Annotated in this window: 15 protein-coding genes and 2 tRNA genes; 11 read left to right on the plus strand and 6 right to left on the minus strand. The window is 67.1% G+C overall.

All coding sequences use genetic code 11. The annotated features are described in order from the left end of the window. Nucleotides 1-5: 5 nt before the first annotated feature. Complete coding sequence (locus tag AC1Q6P_RS07760; protein WP_492703129.1) at nt 6-3,470, minus strand: TIM-barrel domain-containing protein; 3,465 nt, start codon at nt 3,468-3,470, stop codon at nt 6-8. A 649-nt stretch (nt 3,471-4,119) separates the two neighbouring features. On the opposite strand from AC1Q6P_RS07760, the gene AC1Q6P_RS07765 reads away from it, so the two are divergent. The 10 genes from AC1Q6P_RS07765 to AC1Q6P_RS07810 all read left to right on the plus strand — a co-directional run bounded on the left by AC1Q6P_RS07765 (nt 4,120) and on the right by AC1Q6P_RS07810 (nt 17,789). Continuing rightward, entirely contained in the window at nt 4,120-5,121 is a 1,002-nt protein-coding gene (locus AC1Q6P_RS07765) for an arabinose ABC transporter substrate-binding protein (RefSeq protein WP_492663245.1), read from the plus strand. A 4-nt stretch (nt 5,122-5,125) separates the two neighbouring features. Further along, nucleotides 5,126-6,667 carry an L-arabinose ABC transporter ATP-binding protein AraG gene (gene araG, locus AC1Q6P_RS07770; protein ID WP_492663189.1) on the plus strand — a complete coding sequence of 514 codons (1,542 nt, stop codon included), beginning with the start codon at nt 5,126-5,128 and terminating at the stop codon, nt 6,665-6,667. A gap of 89 nt (nt 6,668-6,756) precedes the next feature. Further along, nucleotides 6,757-7,716, plus strand: coding sequence for an L-arabinose ABC transporter permease AraH (gene araH, locus AC1Q6P_RS07775; protein ID WP_492663244.1), 960 nt, complete (start codon nt 6,757-6,759; stop codon nt 7,714-7,716). Between the two features lie 171 nt (nt 7,717-7,887). Beyond that, nucleotides 7,888-9,090: an SIS domain-containing protein gene (locus AC1Q6P_RS07780; RefSeq protein WP_271008997.1), complete on the plus strand. Its 1,203-nt coding sequence runs from the start codon at nt 7,888-7,890 to the stop codon at nt 9,088-9,090. Next, nucleotides 9,074-10,036, plus strand: coding sequence for an ROK family protein (locus AC1Q6P_RS07785; RefSeq protein ID WP_492663188.1), 963 nt, complete (start codon nt 9,074-9,076; stop codon nt 10,034-10,036). Before AC1Q6P_RS07780 ends, AC1Q6P_RS07785 begins: the two co-directional genes overlap by 17 nt. A 37-nt stretch (nt 10,037-10,073) precedes the next feature. Beyond that, the gene (locus AC1Q6P_RS07790) at nt 10,074-11,363 is read left to right on the plus strand and encodes a D-tagatose-bisphosphate aldolase, class II, non-catalytic subunit (protein WP_492663187.1); all 1,290 of its coding nucleotides are present in this window, start codon (nt 10,074-10,076) and stop codon (nt 11,361-11,363) included. 155 nt (nt 11,364-11,518) lie between these two features. Next, complete coding sequence (locus AC1Q6P_RS07795; protein ID WP_171828313.1) at nt 11,519-12,295, plus strand: DeoR family transcriptional regulator; 777 nt, start codon at nt 11,519-11,521, stop codon at nt 12,293-12,295. A 47-nt stretch (nt 12,296-12,342) separates the two neighbouring features. Further along, nucleotides 12,343-13,449, plus strand: coding sequence for an N-acetylglucosamine-6-phosphate deacetylase (nagA, locus tag AC1Q6P_RS07800; protein ID WP_492663186.1), 1,107 nt, complete (start codon nt 12,343-12,345; stop codon nt 13,447-13,449). 187 nt (nt 13,450-13,636) lie between these two features. Further along, nucleotides 13,637-15,688 (plus strand): M13 family metallopeptidase, encoded by a 2,052-nt coding sequence (locus AC1Q6P_RS07805; RefSeq protein ID WP_492663185.1) that lies wholly within the window; start codon nt 13,637-13,639, stop codon nt 15,686-15,688. Between the two features lie 49 nt (nt 15,689-15,737). Continuing rightward, nucleotides 15,738-17,789, plus strand: coding sequence for a M13 family metallopeptidase (locus AC1Q6P_RS07810; RefSeq protein WP_492663184.1), 2,052 nt, complete (start codon nt 15,738-15,740; stop codon nt 17,787-17,789). Nucleotides 17,790-17,885: 96 nt separating this feature from the next. On the opposite strand, the gene AC1Q6P_RS07815 is transcribed toward AC1Q6P_RS07810, so the two are convergent. Together AC1Q6P_RS07815 and AC1Q6P_RS07820 are read right to left on the minus strand one after the other, a co-directional pair. Then, nucleotides 17,886-18,995 (minus strand): fatty acid desaturase family protein, encoded by a 1,110-nt coding sequence (locus tag AC1Q6P_RS07815; protein ID WP_102769927.1) that lies wholly within the window; start codon nt 18,993-18,995, stop codon nt 17,886-17,888. Nucleotides 18,996-19,003: 8 nt separating this feature from the next. Continuing rightward, the gene (locus AC1Q6P_RS07820) at nt 19,004-20,116 is read right to left on the minus strand and encodes a ferredoxin reductase (RefSeq protein ID WP_492663183.1); all 1,113 of its coding nucleotides are present in this window, start codon (nt 20,114-20,116) and stop codon (nt 19,004-19,006) included. Nucleotides 20,117-20,242: 126 nt separating this feature from the next. On the opposite strand from AC1Q6P_RS07820, the gene fabR reads away from it, so the two are divergent. Further along, nucleotides 20,243-20,977 carry an HTH-type transcriptional repressor FabR gene (fabR, locus tag AC1Q6P_RS07825; protein WP_102769925.1) on the plus strand — a complete coding sequence of 245 codons (735 nt, stop codon included), beginning with the start codon at nt 20,243-20,245 and terminating at the stop codon, nt 20,975-20,977. Between the two features lie 213 nt (nt 20,978-21,190). On the opposite strand, the gene AC1Q6P_RS07830 is transcribed toward fabR, so the two are convergent. The 3 genes from AC1Q6P_RS07830 to AC1Q6P_RS07840 form a co-directional block, all read right to left on the minus strand. Further along, a tRNA-Lys gene (locus AC1Q6P_RS07830) sits at nt 21,191-21,266 on the minus strand. A 184-nt stretch (nt 21,267-21,450) separates the two neighbouring features. Next, nucleotides 21,451-21,526: transfer RNA gene (locus tag AC1Q6P_RS07835), tRNA-Lys, on the minus strand. Between the two features lie 181 nt (nt 21,527-21,707). Further along, the gene (locus tag AC1Q6P_RS07840) at nt 21,708-22,544 is read right to left on the minus strand and encodes a tRNA threonylcarbamoyladenosine dehydratase (RefSeq protein ID WP_492663182.1); all 837 of its coding nucleotides are present in this window, start codon (nt 22,542-22,544) and stop codon (nt 21,708-21,710) included. Between the last annotated feature and the right edge of the window lie 6 nt (nt 22,545-22,550).

A 22,550-nucleotide genomic window follows, 5' to 3' on the forward strand; every position in this document is an offset into this window, starting at 1 on the left:
GGTCGTCAGCGCGGTGCTGCGTTTTCCGCTCGCGACGGCCTTGAGGGCGTTGCGTCGAAACTCACGGTGGCGCCTTCCAAGCCCAGCAAGGAAGCATTGGCCCAGTTGGCGCAGACCTTGTGGGCCTGGCTGCCGGTGGCGCCCAAGGTGCGCAGGCTCAGATGTTTGAGCCCCCGCACATCGAGTTCGGGTTTGACCACGGCCGGTGCCTGGATGCGGCCGCTGTCGTAGAGCAGGCGGCCATCGCCCCAGACCTGGAACTGCAGGCCGCCAAAGCTGCGGCAGCTGTCGTCCACACCGAGGTCGGCGCGGAACAGGTTCCAGCTGCCGCTGAGGCTGAAGTCCAGGCGGCTGCTGGCGCCCACGCCCAAGCCCTTGTGGAACTGCAGGCCGTTCATGCGCATCTGCGCGGCGGCGCTGGCAGGTCGGTCGCGGCGTGCGGCGCCGACGGCCGGCAGCTCGGAAAGGTAACGCTGCTGCTCGGCTGCACCTTCGGCAGCGCGATGTTCGAGCACATGGAACTCCGACAAGGCGATGGGCTCGACCTCGCTGGGCAGCAAGGCATTGAAGGCTTTGGCAGCTGCTTCGCCGCCCGTTTCGGCAGCGGCCCCGTCAGCAGCGGCATCGGCCACCTTGTTGTGCGTGCTCAGCACGCGGAAACGCAGCAGGCGGCCGGCGGCCGGCTTGGGGAAGTGGAGGGTCTGCAGGCCCTCCTTCAGCGGCAGGCGGCCGGCCAGCACTGGGGCACCCCAGTCGCCGTTGTTGTCGCCCATGTAAACCTCGAAGTCGCGAACCTGGCCGTACTTCCAGTTCTTGTCATTGCGCGGCGCGAGCTCGATGCCGTCGATCAGGCGGCGCTCGCCCAGGCCCAGCACCCACTCATGCGGCCCGGCCTTCATGGCCTGGTTGCGGGTGGTGCGGAACCAGGTCTCGGGCTTGCCGTCGAAGGCACGCTCGATGCTGTGGCCCGGCTCTTCGGCCGGGCGGTTGACCACGGTCAGGCTGTCCACCGGCACCTGGCGGCCCAGCACCGGGGCGGCCGGGAAATCCTCGCTGCCGGCCAGCACGCTGCCCGCAGCGATCTTCAGCAGGAAGCTGGCCGGCTGGCGGATGGAGCGCGGGCCGGTCTTGATCTGCACCGTGCCGAAGCGGTCGGCCGCATCGAAGAACCAGCCCTGGCTGGCCGCTTGCAAGGACTGGGCATCGGGCAGTTCGGGCAGAAGCTGAGCGCCCAATTCCACGGACGCCGGCTTGACGCGGGTGTGCACGCTCAAGGCCAGGCGGCGCTGCGCCAGCTGGCCGGCGTACTCGCCCTCGACCACGCCGACCTCCACCCGCACATCGCCGGCGCCGTCCAGCGGCGCACTCATGCGGATGCGCTGTCGGCTGCTCTTGCCCTGCTCGCGGTACTGGCGGGTCAGGCCATCGTCCTCGTACAAAGTGAAGCTCGATTCACCGTGGGGATAGAGGTCCAGGCCCAGCTCGTCCTTGGGCTTTTCGCCGTCGTACAGGCTTTCCGGGTAGAGCGGCAGGATGGCGCCGCCGCGCACAAAGACGGGCAGCTTGTCCAGGCCGACCTGCAGGTCGATCGTGCGGCCGGCTTCCGGTGCACGGACGCTGCGGCCGTCCCAATAGTCGAACCACAGGCCTTGCGGCAGGTGGATGTTCTTGCGCCAGCCGCCCGAGGCGGCCTGGCTGCGAAAGACCGGCGCCACCAGCAGATCACGGCCGAGCAGGAACTGGTATTTGTGCGCCTCGGTGAAGGCAGCCGGGTCTTGCGGGTGGTCCCACATCAGGCCGCGCACCAGGGGCGCGCCGCTGACCTCGGCCTCATGGGCCAGGGTGTACATATAGGGCATCAGCCGCATCTTGAGCTTCAGGTATTTGCGGTTGATGCTGCGGTAGGGCTCATCGTAGGCCCAGGGGTGCTTGCGCGCCGCCTCGGCCCAGCCACTCATGCCCATCAACACCGGGGTGAAGGCCTTCCATTGCAGGTCGCGGGTGTAAGTCTCGGGGCTGCCGCCGAAGATGGCGTCCACGTCGCCGGTGGCATAGACCTGGCCCGAAAGGCCAGAGCCGATCAAGGTCGGGATGTGCCAGCGGATGTAGTCCCAGCTGCTGCTCTGGTCGCCGGTCCAGGTCACGGCATAGCGCTGGATTCCGGCCCAGCCCATCACGGTCCACAAAAAAGGCCGCGCGTCGGAGTTGTCCAGAATGCCATTGAAAGCCGACTGGTTGGCATCCATGGCGAACTGGTAGCCCTGGCCGGTCCAGGCCACGTCCAGCTTTTGCGCGCGGCTGCCGGCCGTGCCGACTTCCCACTTGATCTTGTCCACGCCGTTCTCGGTCCACAAGCCGGTGCGGAAGCCCAGATCGGCCAGGCCCTTCACAACATCGGGCAGGTCGGTGTAGCCGCAGCCATAGCCGTCGTTGGGCAGGATCCAGCCGCCGGGCATGTCGTGCTCGCGGTACTTGCGCGCCACCGAGTTCAGCACATCGGGTGTCTTGCCAGTCGGGCCATCACTCCAGCCCTTGGGCACAGTGCCGGGCTTCTTGACGTTGTCGCCGTCGTTGTAGCAATCGGCGTCACCATATTCGTAGGCCCAGCGTGGCAGCAGGCGGGCGCGGCCGGTCAGCTCGGTGTAGCGGGCCAGCACCTCGCGAATGCTGGGGCCGACGAAGAAGAAGGCGTCGAAGCGGCCCTCTTTGTGTTGGAGCGAGATCTGCTCGGGCGAGCGCAGGTCGTAGCTGCCGTCGCTCCAGGTGTTGCGCAGCATGCCCCAGCCGCGCGAGCTCATCAAAAAAGGCGCGGGGCTGGGCCGATCGCCCTCTTCCCAGCCGCCCGAGTAGGACACCTCGAGCTGCTTGCCCTTGAACTCATAACGGCCATTCTGCTGGCCACCGCCGAAGAAGCGTTCGTCCTTCTGGCTGCTCAAGGTCTGCACGCTGAGCTTGTCGGCGATGTCCAGGCTTTGGGTTTCCTGCCAGAGCAGGCTGCGGTTGTCGGCCTTGTACAGCGCCAGGCGCAAGGGCTTTTTGTAGACGCGCAGGGCCAGGGCCTCGGTCTTGAGCAGGTGGTGGTCGCCCTGATCGCTCCAGCTGTGGGCCACCGGCTGGCTGAGGGTCTCGATGACGATGGGCGCCGCCTTGTCACCGGCGGACTGCAGCTGATCCTTGGCCCCGGCCCAGAGGCGCAGCACATCGGGCTTGAGCAGGCTGATGCGCAGACGCATCTTGCTGTCGGTGCGCAGATCCCACTGCTGCAGGCCTTCGCCCGGCGCCGGCGTGGCGGAAGCCGGCACGGCCTGAATCTCGCGCAGCGCACCCAGCGGCGCCGCCGCCACCTCAGCCGCCGCCAGCAGCAGGCCACCGCAGACCTGGAGCACAGCCAGGGCCAAGGCCGGCGTCCGCAGCGCGGTGCTTGGCGCATGGCTTGGCAGCGTCGGCTGCGGTGAGCGGTTCTTGACCATCTGCATATCCCTCTGAATCAACGACGTCCTGCAAATCCTCGCTGCCGCCTTTGGAACTGGCGCGGCCGGGTTTGCGGTGTGGGGGTGAGGCCGCCCGGGTGAACGGCCCTGTCCGTCTGCGCCGCGAGCCCCTCGCTCGATTGCGCAAATCGAAAGCAATGGAAAGACTCTATGCAGCACAAAGCAAGATGTCAACGAAGAAAACCAGCAATACCCCTGCGAAAAAGACAAATTCAGTAGAAACCACTAGCAGAAATTCTTGCCGGACTTGTGAAAAGAAAGATTTTTATTGATACATTCTTGCTTCGAAAGTTTTGTTCTGAGCCGATGTCGCTGCCACAAGACGGCAATTGGCCCGCAATTTCGAAAGTTAAAGGTTTCGTTTCGAAAGAAACAAGCACTAAACAGAAGCATTGCGGGTGAAGTGCCGGGCGCGGGTCGCAAAAGAGACGAAACTCCGGCCTGCGTGCCAGCCCTCTGCGCCTGCGGCCCCGGCTCGCGGGCGCCACAGCGCAAGAAGCACCCGCCCCAACCATCCAGACGCCATGGGCCCGCAGGCCCGACCCCGAGGAGACATGCGATGAAACCGACCGCCACCCCGAGCCCTGACGCCGCCACTGCGCTGCCTCTGCCCCCAGCCCGCCGCACCATCTGCCGCCGCCTGGCCCTGGCGGCCGGCTGCGCCGCCCTGCTCTCTGCGGGCCTGCTGAGCACAGCCGCCCTGGCCGCCGATGCCGCTTCGCCGGTCAAGATCGGTTTCATCATCAAGCAGGTCGACGAGCCCTGGTTCCAGGACGAGTGGCGCCATGCCGAGCAGGCCGCCAAGGACAAGGGCTTCACCCTGATCAAGATCGCCGCGCCCGATGGCGACAAGCTGCTCTCCGCCATCGACAACCTGGCCGCCCAGCGCGCTCAGGGCATGATCGTCTGCGCCCCCGATGTGAAGCTGGGCCCGGCCCTGCAGGCACGGGCACGCCAGGCCAATCTCAAGCTGATCAGCGTGGACGACCGCCTGGTCAACGGCGCCGGCAAGCCGATCGAGGCGATTGCCCATGTCGGCATCTCGGCCAGCGCCATCGGCGCCCAGGTCGGCGAGGCCTTGCTGGCCGAAGTGAAAAAGCGCGGCTGGAAGCTGGCCGAGGTTGGCGCCCTGCGCGTCACCTACGACCAGCTCAGCACCTCCAAGGAACGCACCGATGGCAGCAGCGCCGTGCTGACCCAGGCCGGCCTGCCGGCCGCCAACATTGTCAGCGCCCCCATGCCCAAGGCCGACACCGAGAACGCCTTCAACGCCGCCACCGTGACCCTGACCCAGAACCCCAAGTTCAAGCAGTGGCTGGTCTTCGGCCCCAATGACGAGGCCGTGCTCGGCGGCGTGCGCGCCAGCGAGGGCAAGGGCTTCAAGGCCGCCAGCGTGATCGGCGTGGGCATCGGCGGCAGCCAATCGGCCGTCAACGAGTTCGCCAAGGCCGAGCCCACCGGCTTCGTCGCCACCGTGATGCTGAGCCCGCGCAAGCACGGCTATGACACGGCGGTCGCCATGTTCGACTGGATCAAGAACGGCAAGGAGCCCCCCAAGCTGACCCTGACCAGCGGCACCCTGGCCGACCGCGCCAATTTCAAGCAGGTGCGAACCAGCCTGGGCCTGTGACCTCATGAAGCAGGACCTGCACATCCGCGCGCTCAGCAAATCCTTTCCCGGCGTGCGTGCCCTGGGCGGCGTGGACCTCGACATCCCGGCCGGCCAGGTTCATGCCCTGCTGGGCGAGAACGGCGCGGGCAAGAGCACGCTGCTGAAAATCCTCGGCGGCGAGCTGCGCCCCGATGGCGGCAGCCTGCAGTTCGCCGGCCAGACCCTGCAGTTCAAGAGTGCGGCCGATGCGCTGAACCAGGGCATTGCCGTCATCCACCAGGAGCTGCAATACATCCCCGAGATGACGGTGCTGGAGAACCTCTGGCTGGGCCGACTGCCGCAGCGCTGGGGATTCGTGCGCTTTGCCGAAGCGCACGCGCAGATGCGTGCCCAGTTGGCCCGCATCGGCATCGCGCTCGACCTGGACGCCCGCATGATCGAGCTCTCCATCGGCCAGCGCCAGATGGTGGAGATCTGCAAGGCGGTGCTGCGCGATGCGCGCGTGATCGCGCTGGACGAGCCGACCAGCTCGCTCTCGCACAGCGAGACCGAAACCCTGTTCCGCCTGGTGCGCGAGCTGCGCGATCAGGGCAAGGTGCTGATTTATGTGTCGCACCGCCTGGATGAAATCTTCGCCCTCTGCGACGGCGCCAGCGTGCTGCGCGACGGCCGCTCGGTCGGCCGCTTCGCCAGCCTGCAAGGCATCAGCCGCGATCAGCTGGTGCAGGCCATGGTGGGCCGCGAGATCCAGGATGTGTTCGGCAGCAGCAGGAAAAAGCAAGCCGTGGCAGCTCACGAAACCCCTGCACGCAAGCCGCGCCTGCAAGTGCAGCAGCTCAGCGGCCGCAGCCTGCCCGAGCCGGCCAGCTTCGAGGTCGCCGCCGGCGAGATCGTCGGCTTCTTCGGCCTGATGGGTGCGGGCCGCAGCGAGCTGATGCGCCTGGTCTTCGGCGCCGACCCGCGCCGCAGCGGCCAGGTATGGCTGGACGGTGAGTTGATGCGCGGAGATTCGGTCGCAAGCTCCATCGCCGCCGGCCTGATGTTCTGCCCCGAGGACCGCAAGGAGCAGGGCATCATCGGCTGCCGCTCGGTGGCCGAGAACATCAACCTCAGCTGCCGGCGCAACACGCCGGGCCTGCTGATCAACGCCCGGCGCGAGGCCGAGGTGGCGGCCGAGTTCATCGCCCGCCTGCGCATCAAGACGCCCAGCCCGGCGCAGGAGATCCGCCTGCTCTCGGGCGGCAACCAGCAAAAAGCCATCCTGGCACGCTGGCTGGCCGAGCGCGAGCTCAAGGTGCTGATCATCGACGAGCCCACCCGCGGCATCGACATCGGCGCCAAGAGCGAAATCTACGAGGTGCTGCATGAGCTGGCCGCACGCGGCGTGGCCATCGTCGTGGTCTCCAGCGAGCTGCCCGAGGTGCTGGGCCTGGCCGACCGGGTGCTGGTCATGCGCCAGGGCCGCATCGCCGGCAGCCTGGCCCGTGGCGAAGCCAACGAGGCCCGGGTGCTGGCCCTGGCCCTGCCCGATGGCGGCGCCCGCCCAGAAGCGCAAGCGGCCTGAAGCCCTGATCTCGACTGTCACCGAATCCTGAATCGACCCCGATGAACACGAGCACCGACTCTTTGTCTTCCACGCCCATGCCAGAGCCCATGCAAGCCGCCTCCCCCGCCCGCCGAAAGACCCTGCTGCGCCTGCTGGACGAGCACAGCCTGCTGCTGATCTTCGCCCTGCTCTTCGGCGTGCTCTCGCTGACGGTGGAGTATTTCTTCAGTGTGCCGAACATGATCGGCCTGGCCCTGTCGGTCTCGCAGATCGGCATGGTGGCCTGCGCCATGACCTTCTGCATCGCCTCGCGCGACTTCGACCTGTCCATCGGCTCCACCGTGGCACTGGCCGGCGTGCTCTGCGCCACCGTGATCAACCAGACCGAGAGCATCGCCCTGGGCATTGCTGCAGCCCTGGCGGCCGGCGCCGTGATCGGCTGGGTCAATGGCGTGGTGATCGCGCGCTGGAAGATCAACGCCCTGATCACCACCCTGGCCACCATGGAGATCGTGCGCGGCCTGGCCTTCATCACCGCGGGCGGCCAGGCCGTGGGCATCTCGGCTGATGCCTTCTTTGAGCTCGGCAATGCCTTCTGGCTGGGCCTGCCGGTGCCGGTCTGGATCACCATCGCCTGCGTGGCCTTGTTCGCCCTGCTGCTCAACCGCACGGTCTACGGCCGCAACACCCTGGCCATCGGCGGCAACCCCGAAGCCGCCCGCCTGGCCGGCATCCACGTGGCCCGCGTGCGCATCACCATCTTCCTGATCCAGGGTGTGGTGGCGGCGGCGGCCGGCGTCATCCTGGCGGCGCGCATCACCAGCGGCCAGCCCAATGCGGCCCAGGGCTTCGAGCTCAATGTGATCTCGGCCTGCGTGCTGGGCGGTGTCTCGCTGATGGGCGGCCGCGCCAGCATCTCGGGCATGGTGGTGGGCGTGCTCATCATGGGCACGGTGCAAAACGCGATGAACCTGCTCAATATCGACGCCTTCTACCAGTACATGGTGCGCGGCAGCATCTTGCTGCTGGCCGTGGCCTTGGACCAACTGCGTCGCAAGGACAGCTGAAGCAGCCCGACGGGCCAGCGGACACCCGGCCCGGCGCAGCCGTCCTGGCTTGAAGCGATCACCCGAAAGTCAATTTCTTTTGTTTCATCGATATTTCTTTCCTTTACGCGAGCTTGCTTGACGAATCGAAAGTTAAACGATAAATTTCACGACAATCTTTCGATAAAAACAATGACTACTCTTCTCAACCGCAGCGCCAGCGACTGGCAGCACTTGCAAGGCCTGGCCACGGCGGAGGAAATCGCGCAGCAGCCCCGCGTCTGGCGCGAGCTGGCCGCCTCGCTGGCCGACCATCAAGCCCAGCTGCGCGCTTTTCTCGACGCATGGCTGAGCCAGCCCAGCCACCGGGTCATCCTGACCGGCGCGGGCAGCTCGGCCTATGTGGGCCAGACCCTGGCCGACGAGATTAACCGCGACTGGCCCGCCGAGGTGCGCGCCGTGGCCACCACCAGCCTGCTGACCCACCCCGAGCTCTATCTGCAGCGCGAGCAACCCACCTTGCTGGTGTCCTTCGCGCGCAGCGGCAACAGCCCGGAAAGCCTGGCTGCCGTCGAGCTGCTGCGTCAGCAGATCGATGCGCCGCGCTTTCTGAACATCACCTGCAATGCCGAGGGCGAGCTCTATCGCAACAACGCCGCCCGCGCCGACACCCTGAACCTGCTGATGCCGGCCGCCTCCTGCGACCGCGGCTTTGCCATGACCAGCAGCTTCAGCAGCATGCAGCTGGCCGCCCTGGCCGCGTTCAGCCGCGCACCCTGGGCCGAACGCCTGGCCCGCCTGGAGCTGGTGGCGAGCCGCGCCGAGGCCTTGCTGGCCCAGCATGCGGCCACCCTGGCCGAGCTGGCCGCCCAGCCCTTCGACCGCATCGTCTACCTGGGCAGCGGCCCCTTGGAGGCTCTGGCGCAAGAGTCGGCGCTCAAGGTGCTGGAGCTGACCAGCGGCCGCGTGCTGGCCTTCTCGAACACCTTGCTGGGCTTCCGCCACGGCCCCAAATCCATGCTCAATGGCCAGAGCCTGGTCGTGATCTTCCAATCGCAGGACGCGCATGCGCGCCGTTATGAGCAAGACCTGCTGAACGAGCTGCTGCGCGACGGCATTGCCGGCCGCGTGCTGCTGATCGGCGAGGCCGGTGCCGGCGCGCTGCAGGGCGACAACCCTCTGCTGAGCCGCGCCCTGAGCGCCGAGCCCAGCGGCCTGAGCGACAGCTGGCTGACCACGCTGTGGCTGATCCTGGCCCAGCAGTACGCCCTGCACCGCTCGGTGGCCCTGGGCCTGACGCCGGACAATCCCTTCCCCGATGGCACGGTCAACCGGGTCGTGCAGGGTGTGGAGATTTATCCCTATGTCGAGTCCGCCCGTGTCCACTGCGACTGAGTCCAGCCCGCCGGCCAGCGCGCCCTGCTACGGCCTGGACATCGGCGGCACCAAGATCGAGCTGGTCGCCTTTGATGGCGGCGCGCCCAGCTTCGACGAGCTCTACCGCCGCCGCGTGGCCACGCCGACGCAGGATTTCGAAGCCTTTGTCGAGGCGATTGCCGAGCTGGTGATGGAGGCCGACCGGGCCCTGGCTTGCAGCGGCCGCGTGGGCCTGGGCCTGCCCGGCATCATCAGCCCGCAGACCGGCTTGCAGCTCAGCTCCAATGTGCCCGCCCTGAGCGGCCGCGCCGTGCCGCAGGTCCTGCGCGAGCGCCTGGGCCGGCCCGTGGCCATCGGCAATGACTGCCAGTGCTTTGCCCTGTCCGAGGCGCAAGGCGGCGCGGCCGAGGGCTTTGCTTCGATGTTCGGCGCCATTCTCGGCACCGGGGCAGGCGGCGGCTTTTGCGTCCAGGGCCGGCTGATCGCCGGCTACAACGGACTGGCCGGTGAGTGGGGCCACTGGGCCCTGCCGGCGCTGCTGCAACAGCGCCACCGCCTGCCCCTGCTGGCCTGTGCCTGCGGGCTGCAGAGCTGCGTCGAGCGCTATGTCTCGGGCAGCGGCCTGGCGGCCCTGTTCCAGCATTTCGGCGGCCCGGCAGGCCAGTCCGTGCCCGAGATCGTGGCCGCGGCCGATGCGGGCGAGGCCCACGCGCGCCAGGCCCTGGCCGTGCATCTGGACCTGCTGGGCCATGCCCTGGCCGGCCTGATCATGGCCTACGACCCCCATGTGCTGGTGCTGGGCGGGGGGCTGTCCAAGCTGCAAAGCCTCTACACCGATCTGCCCGAGGCGATAGGCCCGCATCTCTTCCAGGGCGTCAGCGTGCCGCCCATCCTGCCGCCGCGCTTCGGCGATGCCGGCGGCGCGCGCGGTGCCGCGCTGCTGGCGCGCCAGCGCCTGAGATGAAGCCGCTCTGCCCCCATTTCTATTCCTGCCTGCCCCCATGTCCCATCTGCTCGCCACCATCACCGCCCACCGCAACGGCCAGCCCGTCGGCCTCTACAGCGTCTGCTCGGCCAATCCTTTCGTGCTGCAGGCAGCGATGGAGGTGGCGCAGGCCTACGACACACCGCTGCTGATCGAATCGACCTCCAACCAGGTGGACCAGTTCGGCGGCTACACCGGCATGACGCCGCCGCAGTTCCGCGACTATGTGCAGGCCCTGGCGGCGGAGGCTCAATTCCCGCTCGATCGCATCGCGCTGGGCGGTGACCACCTGGGCCCCAATGCCTGGCAGCATTTGCCGGCCGCCGAGGCCATGGGCCATGCCCGCGTGCTGATCGAGGCCTATGTGGCGGCGGGCTTCGAGAAGATCCACCTCGACTGCAGCATGGCCTGTGCCGACGACACCCGGCCGCTCAGCGACGCGACCGTGGCCGCACGCTCGGCCGATCTGGCCCTGGTGGCCGAGGCCACGGCCGCGCGCCTGGGTTTGGCGCCGCCGGTCTATGTGATCGGCACCGAGGTGCCGGTGCCGGGCGGCGAAGCGTCGCTGGGCGGCGGCGTGGCCGTCACCGCGCCGGCGGCAGCCGCCGCCACCTTGGCCGTGCATGAGCAGGCATTTGCGGCTCAGGGCCTGGAAGCAGCATGGCAACGTGTGATCGCCATGGTGGTGCAGCCCGGCGTCGATTTCGACCACAGCCAGGTCCAGCACTACCAGCCGGCCGCCGCAGGGGCGCTGTCGGCCTTCATCGAAACCCAGCCGCGCCTGGTCTTCGAGGCCCACTCGACCGACTACCAGACGGAAGCCTCGCTGCACGCCCTGGTGCGAGATCACTACGCCATCCTCAAGGTCGGCCCAGCAGTCACTTTTGCCCTGCGCGAGGCCTGGTTTGCGCTCTCGGCCATCGAGCGCGAGCTGCTGCCGGCCGAGCATCAGGCTGACCTGCCCGGTGTGCTGGAGCGCTGCATGCTGAACGAGCCCAAGCACTGGGCCAAGCACTATGCCGGCAGCCCAGACGAGCAGCGCCTGCTGCGCCGCTTTGCCTTCAGCGACCGCTGCCGCTACTACTGGGGCGAGCCCGAGGTGCAAGCCGCCCTGCAGCGCCTGATCGCCAATCTGAAGGCCAGCGGCATTCCCCTGCCCTTGCTGAGCCAGCACCTGCCGCAGCAGTTGGAGGCCGTGCTGTCCGGCGAGCTGGCCGCCGAGCCCGCAGCCCTGGCCCGCCACAAAGTGGGGCTGGAGTTGGCCCGCTACGCCCGGGCCTGTGCCCGCAACCGCCACCCCGCCTGAGCGCCCGGCCGGGGCGCCGACACATCGAAAGTACCAATAGCTCGATTCTTTCGTTCAATTAAGATTCATTCCGATCACAAGCTTTGAACCGAGCCCGCCACGAGCCAGCTTGAGTTTGAGCCTCAAAAACCCCTTGAATCGAAAGCCACGAGTCCATGAGGAATACCCGAGAGCGGCGCGAACAGATCCTGCAAATGCTGATGGAGAACGGCAGCGTGCAGGTGGCCGAGCTGGTGCCCATGATGGGCGTGTCGGCCGTGACCATACGCACCGACCTGAGCGTCTTCGAGGACCAGGGCCTGGTCACCCGCAACTACGGCGGCGCCAGCTTGAACCGCATGCCGCCGCAGGAACAGAACATCCGCCAGAAGGATGAGCTGAACTCGACGCTGAAAGAGCGCATCGGCGCACGCGCCGCGGCCCTGGTCGAGCCGGGCGACAACATCATCATCGACTCGGGCACCACCACCATGCCCCTGGCCCGCCATCTGCGCCAGCTGCCCGCCGACGCCCGTGTGACGGTGATGACCAACGGCCTGAACATCGCCTGGGAGCTGGCCGATGCCGAGGGCGTGGAGCTGATGCTGACCGGCGGCCTGCTGCGCAAGAAATCGCTGTCCATCCAGGGCTCGCAGGCAGAGGCCAGCTTGAACGGCTACAACTTCGACAAGCTCTTCCTCGGCGTGGACGGCCTGGACCTGCAGTTCGGCATCACCACCCACCACGAGGCCGAGGCCAGCATCAACCGCAAGATGGTCGAGCGCGCCAAAAAAGTCTTCGTCGTCAGCGACGCCTCCAAGTTCGGCCGCGTCAGCCTGCACCGCATCATCCAGATGGACCGGGTGCACACCGTCATCACCGATGCGGGCATCAGCACGGAATACCGCGAAGGCTTGCAGCGCCTCGGCATCGAACTCATCGTGGTGGATTGAGCGCCCCACCGCGCTCCTGCAATGCAAATCCCTAACGCTCCAATTCCATGAACCCGCAGTCCCTCTCGGGTCGCATCCTCGGCCCGCAGGGCTGGGTGCGCGGCCATCTCGAATTCTTAGCCGATGGGCGCATCGCCGCCCTCCATGAGGACGCCAGCGCGCCCGAAGACCGGCTGATCCTGCCCGGCTTTGTCGACCTCCATGTGCACGGCGGCCTGGGCGTGGACATCATGGAGGGCGGCGAGAGTGCCCGCACCGTGGCGCGCGCCCATGCCCGCCACGGCACGACCAGCCTGCTGGCCACCACCATGACCGCGCCGCAAGGCGATATCGAGCGCGCCCTGCAAGGCATTGGCGCGGTGATGGCCGAGCCGCGGGCTTACGAGGCGCGCATCCTCGGCGTGCATCTGGAAGGCCCTTACCTGAGCTCACGCCGGCTCGGTGCCCAGCCCGACATCGTCAGCCGCGCCACGCTGGAGGCGGTGCAGGCCTTCTCTGCCCTGGCGGCCATCAAGGTGCTGACCCTGGCGCCCGAGATCCCCGGCCACCTGGCCCTGATCCCCGAGCTCAGCGCCCTGGGCATCCGCGTGCAGATCGGCCACAGCGCCGGCAGCTACGAGGACGGCGTGGCAGCACTCAAGGCCGGCGTGGCCGGCTTCACCCACCTGTTCAACGGCATGCCAGGCCTCAACCACTACGAGCCCGGCATGGTGGGCGCGGCCCTGGCCCATGCCGAGTATGCCGAGCTGATCCCCGATCTGCAGCATGTGCACCCGGGCGCCATGCGCGCGGCCCTGCGCGCCATCCCCAAGCTCTACTGCGTGACCGACGCCACCGCGGCGACCGGCATGCCGGACGGCGAATACAGCCTGGGCTCGCAGCGCGTGCTCAAGTGCCTGGGCTGCGTGCGCCTGGCCACCGGCTCCCTGGCCGGCAGCGCCCTGACCATGGACCAGGCGCTGCGCAATCTGGTCGAGGTGGGCCTCAGCGTGGAAGACGCTTCGGCGCGCCTGTCACGCAACCCGGCCGACTACCTGGGCCTGGCCGAGCGCGGCCGCCTGCAGGCCGGCGCCTGGGCCGATGTGGTGGTGTTGGATGCGGACTTGCAGCTGCAACAGGTCTGGGTGCAAGGCCAGCGCGTCTCGCTGGATTGAACACGGCCATGAAGCTCGACCCGGGAAACTCCCGAGCGCTGACTTTCGGCACGCCCGGCCATGCCGGGTAGGCTCAAGCCAACCGATCTCCACATGCGCGGTCTGCCCCGATTGCCAATGCCCGGTTTCGCAGGAAGCCGGGCATTTCCCATTTCTGAACCTGATCTTTGATTTGCGAACTCCCGCCATGAACGCCTTCCAACACTGCACCCTGGTGGCCCTGCTCCACGTCGCCGGCATCTCGAGCCTGAGCGCCCTGGCCAGCGGCGCGGCCCTGGCCGCAGACGCACCGGCCTCCGGCCTGGACCTGCCCTACTTCGACCGCAAGGTGCGGGTGCAGGACGACCTGTTCCGCGCCACCAACGGCGGCTGGATCAAGGCCACCACCATCCCGGCCGACAAGGGCTCCTGGGGCAGCTTCGAGAAACTGGCCGAGCTCAGCGACCAGCGCGTGCGCGCCCTGGCCGAGGGCCTGGCGGCGCAGCCTCAGTCCGAAGGCAGCAAGGAGGCCAAGATCGGCCAGTTCTACGCCGCCTTTCTGGACACTGCCCGCATCGACCGCGAGGGCTTGAGCGCCCTGCAGCCGCGCCTGGACGAGATCACCGCACTGGTGAGCCGCGAGCAGCTGCTGGTCTGGCTGGGCTCGGCGCAAGGCCAGTTGCGCCAACCCTTCCGTCTGGGCCTGGGCCCCGACCCCAAGGAGCCCATGGTCAACCGCCTGCAGCTGGCCCAGTCGGGCCTGGGCCTGCCCGAGCGCGACTACTACCTGAACCTGCGCGACCCCAGCCTGGCCAAGGCTCGCAGCGCCTACCTGGCCTACCTGAGCAAGCTGGCGCGCCTGAGCGGCGAAGCCCAGCCGGCCGAAGCCGCGCGCCGCGTGCTGGCCCTGGAAACGCGCATGGCCAAGGCGCATTGGGACGTGGTCAGCAGCCGCGATGTGCAAAAGACCTACAACCCGATGACGCCGGCCGAGCTGAGCGCAGCCGCGCCGGGCCTGGACTGGAACGCCTTCTTCGCCGCCGCCCAGCTCAAGGCCGTGGACAAGCTGACCGTGGCCCAGCCCAGCGCCATCCGCGGCCTGGCCCAGCTGCTGGCCGAAGCGCCGCTGGCCGACTGGAAGCTCTATGCCAAGCTGCACACCCTGGACGCCCACGCCGCCGTGCTGCCCCAGCCCTTCCGCGCCGCGGCCTTTGCCTTCCACGGCCGCGCCATGAGCGGCACGCAGCAGGAGCTGCCGCGCTGGAAGCAAGGCGTGGATGCGATCAACGAGGCCCTGGGCGAAGCCGTGGGCGAGCTCTACGTGGCCCAGCATTTCCCGCCGGCGCAAAAGGCGCGCATGCAGGAGCTGGTGGCCAATCTGCTGGCCGCCTACAAGAGCTCGGTCGACGGCCTGAGCTGGATGACGCCCGAGACCAAGCTGCAAGCGCAGGACAAGCTGTCCAAATACCTGGTCAAGATCGGCTACCCCGATGTCTGGCGCGACTACAGCGCCCTGCAGGTCAAGGCCGGCGACGCGCTCGGCAACCAGCAGCGCGCGGCGCAGTTCGCCTGGGCCCGCGAGGCCGCCAAGCTGGGCCAGAAGGTCGACCGCAGCGAATGGGGCATGGTGCCGCAACAGGTCAACGCCTACTACAACGAGACCTTCAACGAGATCGTCTTCCCGGCCGCCATCCTGCAGCCGCCCTTCTTCGACATGAAGGCCGATGACGCGGTCAATTACGGCGGCATCGGTGCCGTGATCGGCCACGAGATCAGCCACGGCTTCGACGACCAGGGCGCTCAGTACGACGGAGACGGCATGCTGCGCGACTGGTGGCAGCCGGCCGACCGCAAGGCCTTCGAGGCCCTGGGCCAGCGCCTGGCCCAGCAGTTCAGCGCCTACCAGGCCCTGCCCGGCAAGCGCGTCAATGGCCAGCTGACCTTGGGCGAGAACATCGCCGACCTGTCGGGCCTGCAGATCGCCTACAAGGCCTACCAGGCCTCGCTGGGCGGCAAGCCGGCGCCGGTGCTGGATGGCTACACCGGTGAGCAACGCTTCTTCCTCGGCTTCGCGCAGATCTGGCGCGAGAAGGTGCGCCCGCCCCTGCTCTTGCAACAGCTGATGGCCGACCCGCATTCGCCGGGCCAGTTCCGCGCCAACGGCGGCGTGGTCAACCACGACGCTTTCCACCAGGCCTTCGGCACCCGCAAGGGCGACCGCCTGTTCAAGCCCGAGGGCGAGCGCATCCGCATCTGGTGAGGCGATGCACCCCACCGAGTCTCCGACACCATTCACAAGGAATCCGCCCATGTTGAAGCACCCTTCCCGGCTCGCCACCCTGCCCTTGCTGGTGGCACTGGCCTGCGGCGCCGTTGCGGCCCAGGCCGCGACGATTGCAGACACGAGCACCCCGGTCATCCAGGGCCTGGACCGCAGCAGCTTCGACCCCAGCGTGCGGCCGCAGGACGATCTCTTCCGCGCCGTCAACGGCCTGTGGCTGAAGAACACCGAGATCCCCGCCGACAAATCGCGTTATGGCAGCTTTGATCTGCTGATCGACCAGTCCGACGCGCGCGTGCGCGCCCTGATCGACGAGCTGGCCCGCGGCCAGCATGCGGCCGGCAGCAATGCCCAGAAGATCGCCGACTACTACCGCAGCCACCTCGACACCGAGGCGATCGAGCGCGCCGGCCTGGCGCCCATCCAGCCGCTGCTGAAAGAGATCTCGGCCATCAAGGACCGGACGGCGCTGGCGCAATGGCTGGGCCGCTCACAGCTCTTCGCCACCTCGCCGGTGCGCGTGGGTGTGACGGCCGAGGCCAAGAACCCCAAGATGAACGGCGTGCGCATGGGCCAGAGCGGCCTGGGCCTGCCGGACCGCGACTACTACCTGCTCAAGGATGACGTCCGCATGGCCAAGGCTCGCGAGGCCTACCGCGTCTACCTGGGCCAGCTGGCGGGCATCGCCGGTGAAGCCGAGCCCGCCGCGGCCGCCCAGCGCGTGCTGGCCCTGGAAGAGCGCATCGCCACCGTGCACTGGGACAAGGTCGACAACCGCAACCCGGTCAAGACCAACAACCCGACCCGCGTGGCCGATCTGCGCGAGCAGGCGCCCGGCTTCGACTGGATGGCCTATCTGGAATCGGCCGGCCTGGGCCAGACCCGCAGCATCGATGTGGCCCAGCCCAGCGCCATCCGCGCCCTGGCCGGCCTGCTGGCCGAGCTGCCGCTGGAGGACTGGAAGCTCTACCTGCGCCTGCACGCCCTGAGCCGCAGCGCCGATGTGCTGCCCAAGGCGGTGCGCGAAGCCAACTTCGCCTTCCGCCAGGCCTTGACCGGCGCCAAGACGGAACTGCCGCGTTGGCAGCAGTCCATCAACGACACCAACAGCGCGCTCGGCGAGGCGGTGGGCGAGCTCTGGGTGGCGCGCCATTTCCCGGCCGCCTACAAGGCCCGCATGCAGACCCTGGTGGCCAATCTGATGGCGGCCTACAAGGACTCGATCGACGGCCTGAGCTGGATGAGCCCGGCCACCAAGGCGCAGGCCCAGGACAAGCTGTCCAAGTACACGGCCAAGATCGGCTACCCCGAGCAGTGGCGCGACTACAGCCGCCTCGAGGTCAAGCCCGGCGATGCCTTTGGCAACAGCCAGCGCGCGGCGCGCTTCGCCTGGGAGCGCATGGTGGCCAAGGCCGGCCAGCCGGTGAACCGCAAGGAATGGGGCATGACGCCGCAGACCGTCAACGCCTACTACAGCGGCTCGGCCAACGAGATCGTCTTCCCGGCCGCCATCCTGCAGCCGCCTTTCTTCAGCATGGAAGCAGATGACGCCATCAACTACGGCGCCATCGGTGCCGTCATCGGCCACGAGATCAGCCACGGCTTTGACGACCGCGGCAGCCAGTTCGACGGCGACGGCGTGCTGCGCGACTGGTGGACCCAGGAAGACCGCGCCGCCTTCGAAGCCATCGCCGCCAAGCTGGTGGCGCAGTACGAGGGCTACCAGCCCCTGCCCGGCAAACGCATCAACGGCCGCCTGACCCTGGGCGAGAACATCGCCGACCTGTCCGGCCTGCAGATTGCCTACAAGGCCTATCTGCGCTCGCTGGGCGGCAAGCCGGCGCCGGTGATCGGCGGCACGACGGGCGCCCAGCGCTTCTTCCTCGGCTTCTCGCAGATCTGGCGCAACAAGTACCGCGACGAACGCCTGCTGCAGCAGCTGACCACCGACAGCCACTCGCCCGGCGAGTTCCGCGCCAACGGCACGGTCAGCAACCACGACGGTTTCCACGAGGCCTTCGGCACCAAGGCCGGTGACGCCTTGTTCAAGCCGGCCGCCGAGCGCCTGCGCATCTGGTGAGCGGCCGCCAGCGGGCCTGAAACGACAAAGGGCGGAGCGCCGATGGCGCTCCGCCCTTTTCTCATTCGACCCTCGCTTGGAGGACGCGCGTACGAATCAGCCCTGCAGGCTGGCCACCGCCGCGCGGCGCGGCCGGCTCGGGAAGCTGTGGCGCAAGATGCGCCAGATCACCTGGCCGAACTGCTTGGGCAGCGAGCCGGTGTTGTAGTGCACACCGTAGCGGCGGCAGATGTCGCGCACCACCGGCGCCATCTCGACATAGCGATTGGCAGGCACATCGGGGAAGAGATGGTGCTCGATCTGGTGGCTCAGATTGCCCGACAGCGTGTTCAGCACAAAACCGCCGGCCAGATTGCTGGAGCCGCGGATCTGGCGCCAGTACCAGTGGGCGCGGGTCTCGTTCTTCAGCACATTGCGGTGGAAGGTCTCGACCTCGGTGGTGAAGTGGCCGCAGAAGATGATGGTGTAGGTCCAGACATTGCGCAGCATATTGGCGACCAGATTGCCCGTCAGCACCACCAGGAAGCCCGGGCCGGCCAGGGCCGGGAAGATCAGGTAATCCTTGATCAGCTGGTGCGAGATCTTGCGGCCGGCCAGCTTGAGCTCGCGGCGCGCGGCGCGGCCATGCTTGCCGAAATAGCCGCCCTTGGGCAGGTTCTGGATGGCCACGCCCCACTGGAAGAAGAGCGCGAAAAACACCGCCACGATGGGCTGGATCAACGCCAGGGGCTGCCACTTCTGCTCAGGGAAGAGGCGCAGCAGGCCATAGCCGATATCGTCGTCGAGGCCGTGGATGTTGGTGTAGGTGTGGTGGCGGAAGTTGTGGGTCTTGCGCCAGTTGTCGCTGGTGCCGACGATGTCCCACTCGAAGCTCTTGCCCTGGAACTTGGGGTCACCCATCCAGTCGAACTGTCCATGGATGACGTTATGGCCCAGCTCCATATTGTCGAGAATCTTGGACAGCGCCAGGCTCAGCGCGCCGACGATCCAGAAGCCGATCAGCCAGGGCATGGGCAGGAAAGCGCCGATCATCAGCGCGGCGCGGCCGATCACCTCGGTCCAGCGCACGGCCTTGAAGATGTTGCGGATGTAGCGCGCGTCGCGCACGCCCAGATCGGCCACGGTGCGGGCACGCAGGGCCTCGATTTCGGCGCCGAAACTTTCCAGCTCGGCCGGCGAGAGATTGCGGGTCAGGGACTTGCTCATGAGCTTGTTTACAGATCCAAACTGAGGTCGGTACAGGCGCGGCTGACGCAGATGCGAATCGCGCTGTTGGGCTCGCTGCAACGCTCGCCGGTGTTCATGTCTTCGGCCAGGCCTTCGTGCTTGATGCAGACGCAGCTGTGGCAGATGCCCATGCGGCAGCCCGAGGCCGGGCGCAGCCCTTGGGCCTCCAGCGCGGCCAGCAAGGACATGCCCGAAGCCACCTCCAGCGTGCGGCCGGAGCGGCGCAGTTCCACCTGCACCTGGTGCTTGCTGTCGGTGTTCAAGGGCACGGCGGGCGTGAAAGCCTCGGCCTTGAAGCTGGCCGCCTGGCCCGCGAGCAGTTCCCGTGCCTGGGCCGCAAAGCCGCCCGGGCCACAAGCCAGGACATGGGTCTCGGCGCCCACGCCAGCCAGGCGCGGCGCGAGCAGATCGGCATCGATGCGGCGACCGCCCTGCTGGGTGGCGATCAGCTGAAACTGGAAGTTCGGAAAACGTTGAGTCAAAGCCTGCAGCTCGGGCACGAAACATGCATGGGCGCTGGTCTTGACCCAGTACATCAGCGTGACCGGAACCGGCATCTGGCGCGCCGCCAGTTCACGCACCAGGCTCATCAGCGGCGTGATGCCGCTGCCCGCGGCCAGCAGCAGGTAGCGGCCTTGCAGCGTGCTGGGCAGCACCAGGTCACCAAAAGCCGGGCCGATGTCCAGCACATCGCCCACGCGGGTGCGCGTACAGAGATGGGTGGACATCAAACCGCCATCGACCTGCTGTACCGTGACGGCGAAGCGACCATCGGCCCGCGGCACATCGCACAGGCTGTAGGAACGGGTGACGCGGCGGCCCTCGATCTCGACCCCGAGGTTCAAATGCTGGCCCGGGATGAATCCATGCCAGTGGCGGTTGGGCTGCAGCACCAGGGTGACGGCACCCAGCGCGGCCTCGCGGCGCTCGACCACGCGCGCCAGGGGGCGTTCCCAGGTCCAGAGGCGGTTGAGATGCCCGGCCCAGTAGTCAAACACGGCGGGATCGACAAAAGCGCCCGCCCAGCGGCGCAGCAAACGGGGCTGCTGGCGCGGAGAAGAGGCTGAAGGGGGGGAAACTGCAGGGGTCAATGCGCTCACGAACAACACTCCGTCCAGGGGGAAACACTGGACTGAGGCCATTATATGCATGAGCATACAAATTTATATACGCTCGTATATTAATTAAAGCGTCGGTATGATACGTGCCTCGCACCGACCGCCTCCATGACCCCAACGCTCGCGCCCCTGCCCCACGCTGCCGCCCTCGAAACCCCGGTTTCGGTGCTTGCCGTGGACGCGCACGAGGCGCCGAGTGTCAGCGGCCCTGGCCGCAAGGCCCTGATCACCCGCGATGACATCATCCAGGCTGCCCTCAAGCTGGTCGGCCCGCACCGCAGCGTCTCTTCCCTGAGCCTGCGCGAGGTGGCGCGCGAAGCCGGCATTGCGCCCAACAGCTTCTACCGCCAGTTCCGTGACATGGACGAGCTGGCCGTGGCCCTGATCGAGCTGGCCGGTCTCTCTCTGCGCAACATCATTGGCGAAGCCCGCCGCCGCTCCATCGGCGGCACCAGCGTGGTTCGCAGCGCGGTGCAGGCTTTCATGGACCAGCTGAGCTCCAACGATGTGCTGCTGCACATCCTGCTGCGCGAAGGCACGGTGGGCTCCGATGCGTTCAAGCACGCGGTCGACCGACAGCTGAGCTTTTTCGAAGAAGAGTTGCGCCAAGACCTGATCCGCCTGGCCGAAGCCAATGGCACAGGCCTCTACGAGCCCGGCCTGACTGCCAAGGCGATCACCCGCCTGGTGTTTGCCATCGGCTCCACCGCCATGGACCTGCCTCGCGACAAGCTGCCCGAGCTGACCGAGCAATTGGTGGTGATGGTGCGCATGATCGTCACCGGCACCCAGACCATGTCCGTGGTCGGATCGCCCGACCAACCGCCTGCTGCGCGCGACTGAAGCCGCACTTGGGCCCGCGCGCAAGCGCGCCTCTCCCTTACTCACATCGCTACGCCACTTCCGAACGCGCGTCCTGCTGAACGCCTGGGCAGGACTTCGGGCAAGAGCTTGTGATTGCAGCCACTCAATTCGGATAGCGCGCGTCGATTTCGATGCGGCAATGAAAAAAGCACCAGCCGCTTTCGCATCTGGTGCTTGTTCCATTCTTAATTTTGGTGGGCCCTGAGTGACTCGAACACTCGACCTACGGATTAAGAGTCCGCTGCTCTACCAACTGAGCTAAGAGCCCTACGCTTTGTTTGCCTTGCTTGGCGTTAATTTCTCAACAACCTTGCAAGCCTTGCAGTATAGCATCTATTTTTTCGATTTCCACTGTTTTGATGAAAATTTTAAAAATTTCTGCTTTTCAGCTTCTTCGCATTTTGGAACCGATGGTCAGCGCCTGAGCGCTTCAACCCTCGCAAATCAAAAGATGGTGGGTCGTGCGGGACTCGAACCTGCGACCTACGGATTAAAAGTCCGCTGCTCTACCAACTGAGCTAACGACCCATCAAGCGAAGCCCATCATTATAGCCAGGAATTTTTGGCCTTCGCAAGAGCTTTGAGCGACTTTCTTGAAGACCCCAAAAATCTTCAAAGGCATGTCCCAACGGCATGCCGAAGCACTGACACGGCGAAGGCAATCTGGGAGACAGACCGGAAGACAGGCCGAACTCGCCCCCAAGGCCGCTCAGCGGACTTTGCGCGCCAGGATGGCCTGAATCAAATCAGCCGCCGCCGCCATGCCAAAACTGGCCGTGACGGCCACGCTGGAGCCGTAGCCGTGGCAGTTCAACGTGCCGTCCACATCACAGAGCTCGGCGCCCTCGCCTTCGGCCGCGGGGCGGTGCACGGCCTCACGCGAAAACACGCAGCGCACGCCCAGCTTGCCCTGACGCGGCGCGCCATGCTCCTTGCGCAAGCGCTGACGCAGCGAGGCGAGCAAGGGGTCGTGCGTGGTCTCGGACAAGTCCTCGATGCTGAGCCGGTGCGGCTCGCGTTTGCCGCCGGCGGCGCCCACGGTCACGAAAGGCAGCTGGCGTGCTCGCGCCCAAGCAGCCAGACAGGCTTTGGCGCGCACCTGATCGCAGGCGTCGATCAGGCCGTCCAGCTGTGCTTCCTGCTCCGGCCCGCCCAGCAGGGACGGCCAGTTGCCTGGCTCCACAAAGTCTTCGATCACCCGAACCTGGCACTCCGGATGGATGTCCTGGATGCGCTGGCGCAGCGCTTCGGCCTTGGCCATGCCCACGGTCGAACCCAGGGCCTGGATCTGGCGGTTGATATTGGATTCCGAGACCTGATCCAGGTCGATCAGCGTGAGGCCGGCCACGCCCGAGCGAGCCAGGGCCTCCACGGCCCAGGAGCCCACCCCGCCCAGCCCGACCACGGCCAGATGCAAGCCTCGCAGACGCTGGTAATCGGCCGCACCGTAGAGGCGACGCAGGCCGCCAAAACGGCGTTCGCTGTCGGGCGGGAAATCGGATGTGAAGTTTGGCGCGGTGCCCAGGTTCAGCGGCGTGTCATCCATGGGGAA

It is taken from the genome of Roseateles sp. GW835-FHT13E02 (genome assembly GCF_058794035.1).

Coding starts and splice junctions, on each gene's coding strand:
- AC1Q6P_RS07790 (WP_492663187.1), top strand. CDS start 10,074: ATGTCCCATCTGCTCGCCACCATCACCGCCCACCGCAACGGCCAGCCC.
- AC1Q6P_RS07760 (WP_492703129.1), bottom strand. CDS start 3,470: ATGGTCAAGAACCGCTCACCGCAGCCGACGCTGCCAAGCCATGCGCCA.
- AC1Q6P_RS07805 (WP_492663185.1), top strand. CDS start 13,637: ATGAACGCCTTCCAACACTGCACCCTGGTGGCCCTGCTCCACGTCGCC.
- nagA (WP_492663186.1), top strand. CDS start 12,343: ATGAACCCGCAGTCCCTCTCGGGTCGCATCCTCGGCCCGCAGGGCTGG.
- araH (WP_492663244.1), top strand. CDS start 6,757: ATGCAAGCCGCCTCCCCCGCCCGCCGAAAGACCCTGCTGCGCCTGCTG.
- AC1Q6P_RS07840 (WP_492663182.1), bottom strand. CDS start 22,544: ATGGATGACACGCCGCTGAACCTGGGCACCGCGCCAAACTTCACATCC.
- AC1Q6P_RS07815 (WP_102769927.1), bottom strand. CDS start 18,995: ATGAGCAAGTCCCTGACCCGCAATCTCTCGCCGGCCGAGCTGGAAAGT.
- AC1Q6P_RS07795 (WP_171828313.1), top strand. CDS start 11,519: ATGAGGAATACCCGAGAGCGGCGCGAACAGATCCTGCAAATGCTGATG.
- AC1Q6P_RS07810 (WP_492663184.1), top strand. CDS start 15,738: ATGTTGAAGCACCCTTCCCGGCTCGCCACCCTGCCCTTGCTGGTGGCA.
- fabR (WP_102769925.1), top strand. CDS start 20,243: ATGACCCCAACGCTCGCGCCCCTGCCCCACGCTGCCGCCCTCGAAACC.
- AC1Q6P_RS07780 (WP_271008997.1), top strand. CDS start 7,888: ATGACTACTCTTCTCAACCGCAGCGCCAGCGACTGGCAGCACTTGCAA.
- araG (WP_492663189.1), top strand. CDS start 5,126: ATGAAGCAGGACCTGCACATCCGCGCGCTCAGCAAATCCTTTCCCGGC.